Origin of the sequence: Pseudomonas sp. GM_Psu_1 (assembly GCF_026544185.1) — a bacterium.
Classification (GTDB): Bacteria; Pseudomonadota; Gammaproteobacteria; order Pseudomonadales; family Pseudomonadaceae; genus Chryseomonas; species Chryseomonas oryzihabitans.
Map to the genome: position 1 here is coordinate 1 of NZ_JALNUX010000031.1, position 3,411 is coordinate 3,411.

The 3,411-nt window shown below is 52.9% G+C and carries 2 rRNA genes; both read right to left on the reverse strand.

The window, feature by feature from the left end:
* Positions 1-30: 30 nt before the first annotated feature.
* A 5S ribosomal RNA gene (gene rrf / locus OXS31_RS23280) occupies positions 31-146 on the reverse strand.
* A gap of 160 nt (positions 147-306) precedes the next feature.
* Positions 307-3,199 (reverse strand): 23S ribosomal RNA (locus OXS31_RS23285).
* Between the last annotated feature and the right edge of the window lie 212 nt (positions 3,200-3,411).

The following is a 3,411-nucleotide window of genomic DNA, read 5'->3' on the forward strand; positions in this document are numbered from 1 at the left end:
TGAACTGAGCGGGGGTGCTGGGTGTTAGGCGCTTGACGATGACCTACTCTCACATGGGGAAGCCCCACACTACCATCGGCGATGCATCGTTTCACTTCTGAGTTCGGGAAGGGATCAGGTGGTTCCAATGCTCTATGTTCGTCAAGCAATTCGGTTGGCTGGCCAGGCGATGGAGCTGCCTGGCTGGCCCAATTGGGTCTGTGATTGAAGTAGACGTGTCGTCTTTGGGGTCTTGCGAACCCACGCGCCCGTTTTCGGCGTCGTCTTCCTCACGCTCTGACCGCGGTCAGATTGTTTGGGTGTTATATGGTCAAGCCTCACGGGCAATTAGTATCGGTTAGCTCAACGCCTCACAGCGCTTACACACCCGACCTATCAACGTCGTAGTCTTCGACGGCCCTTCAGGAAGCTCAAGGCTCCAGTGAGATCTCATCTTGAGGCAAGTTTCCCGCTTAGATGCTTTCAGCGGTTATCTCTTCCGAACATAGCTACCCGGCAATGCCACTGGCGTGACAACCGGAACACCAGAGGTTCGTCCACTCCGGTCCTCTCGTACTAGGAGCAGCCCCTCTCAAATCTCAAACGTCCACGGCAGATAGGGACCGAACTGTCTCACGACGTTCTAAACCCAGCTCGCGTACCACTTTAAATGGCGAACAGCCATACCCTTGGGACCGGCTTCAGCCCCAGGATGTGATGAGCCGACATCGAGGTGCCAAACACCGCCGTCGATATGAACTCTTGGGCGGTATCAGCCTGTTATCCCCGGAGTACCTTTTATCCGTTGAGCGATGGCCCTTCCATACAGAACCACCGGATCACTAAGACCTACTTTCGTACCTGCTCGACGTGTCTGTCTCGCAGTCAAGCGCGCTTTTGCCTTTATACTCTGCGACCGATTTCCGACCGGTCTGAGCGCACCTTCGTACTCCTCCGTTACTCTTTAGGAGGAGACCGCCCCAGTCAAACTGCCCACCATACACTGTCCTCGATCCGGATAACGGACCAGAGTTAGAACCTCAAGGTTGCCAGGGTGGTATTTCAAGGATGGCTCCACGCAGACTGGCGTCCACGCTTCAAAGCCTCCCACCTATCCTACACAAGCAAGCTCAAAGTCCAGTGCAAAGCTACAGTAAAGGTTCACGGGGTCTTTCCGTCTAGCCGCGGATACACTGCATCTTCACAGCGATTTCAATTTCACTGAGTCTCGGGTGGAGACAGCGCCGCCATCGTTACGCCATTCGTGCAGGTCGGAACTTACCCGACAAGGAATTTCGCTACCTTAGGACCGTTATAGTTACGGCCGCCGTTTACCGGGGCTTCGATCAAGAGCTTCGCTTGCGCTAACCCCATCAATTAACCTTCCGGCACCGGGCAGGCGTCACACCCTATACGTCCACTTTCGTGTTTGCAGAGTGCTGTGTTTTTAATAAACAGTCGCAGCGGCCTGGTATCTTCGACCGGCATGAGCTTACGGGGTAAACCCTTCACCCTCACCGGCGCACCTTCTCCCGAAGTTACGGTGCCATTTTGCCTAGTTCCTTCACCCGAGTTCTCTCAAGCGCCTTGGTATTCTCTACCCGACCACCTGTGTCGGTTTGGGGTACGGTTCCTAGTTACCTGAAGCTTAGAGGCTTTTCCTGGAAGCATGGCATCAACCACTTCCCCTTCTAAAAGAAGGGTCGTCATCAGCTCTCGGCCTAGACCGTCCGGATTTACCTAAACGATCAGCCTACCACCTTAAACTTGGACAACCAACGCCAAGCTGGCCTAGCCTTCTCCGTCCCCCCATCGCAGTAACTAGAAGTACGGGAATATTAACCCGTTTCCCATCGACTACGCCTTTCAGCCTCGCCTTAGGGACCGACTCACCCTGCGTCGATTAACGTTGCGCAGGAACCCTTGGTCTTTCGGCGTGCGAGTTTTTCACTCGCATTGTCGTTACTCATGTCAGCATTCGCACTTCTGATACCTCCAGCAAGCTTCTCAACTCACCTTCACAGGCTTACAGAACGCTCCTCTACCGCATCACCAAAGGTGATACCCGTAGCTTCGGTGCCTGGTTTGAGCCCCGTTACATCTTCCGCGCAGGCCGACTCGACTAGTGAGCTATTACGCTTTCTTTAAAGGGTGGCTGCTTCTAAGCCAACCTCCTAGCTGTCTAAGCCTTCCCACATCGTTTACCACTTAACCAGGACTTTGGGACCTTAGCTGACGGTCTGGGTTGTTTCCCTTTTCACGACGGACGTTAGCACCCGCCGTGTGTCTCCCATGCTCGGCACTTCTGGGTATTCGGAGTTTGCATCGGTTTGGTAAGTCGGGATGACCCCCTAGCCGAAACAGTGCTCTACCCCCCAGAGTGATACATGAGGCGCTACCTAAATAGCTTTCGAGGAGAACCAGCTATCTCCGAGCTTGATTAGCCTTTCACTCCGATCCACAAGTCATCCCCTGCCTTTTCAACGGAAGTGGGTTCGGTCCTCCAGTCAGTGTTACCTAACCTTCAACCTGCTCATGGATAGATCGCCCGGTTTCGGGTCTATTCCCAGCGACTAGACGCCCTATTAAGACTCGCTTTCGCTACGCCTCCCCTATTCGGTTAAGCTCGCCACTGAAAATAAGTCGCTGACCCATTATACAAAAGGTACGCAGTCACCCAACAAAGTAGGCTCCCACTGCTTGTACGCATACGGTTTCAGGTTCTATTTCACTCCCCTCTCCGGGGTTCTTTTCGCCTTTCCCTCACGGTACTGGTTCACTATCGGTCAGTCAGGAGTATTTAGCCTTGGAGGATGGTCCCCCCATATTCAGACAGGGTTTCTCGTGCCCCGTCCTACTCGATTTCATTGATAAGAGCGTTTCGCGTACAGGGCTATCACCCACTATGGCCGCACTTTCCAGAGCGTTCCGCTACTCTCAAATCAACTTAAGGGCTGGTCCCCGTTCGCTCGCCACTACTAAGGGAATCTCGGTTGATTTCTTTTCCTCAGGGTACTTAGATGTTTCAGTTCCCCTGGTTCGCCTCTTAACCCTATGGATTCAGGTTAAGATACCTAGCTTATGCTAGGTGGGTTCCCCCATTCAGAGATCTCCGGGTCACAGGTCATTTGCCACCTCACCGAAGCTTATCGCAGGCTATCACGTCTTTCATCGCCTCTGACTGCCAAGGCATCCACCGTATGCGCTTCTTCACTTGACCATATAACCCCAAGCAATCTCGCTGACGTCCAAGGACGCTACCGATCTGCAGGCGTTAGATGAGTGAAGACGACATTTCGCCGAAAACTTGCGCTTGAGTTCGCAAGATTTTACCTTGACGACATCGACTGCCAGTGAAAACAGTCAATGTGTCTACTTCTATCACTTTCCCAATTTTTTAAAGAACAGTTCTGATCAAAGACCAGAAGTCAG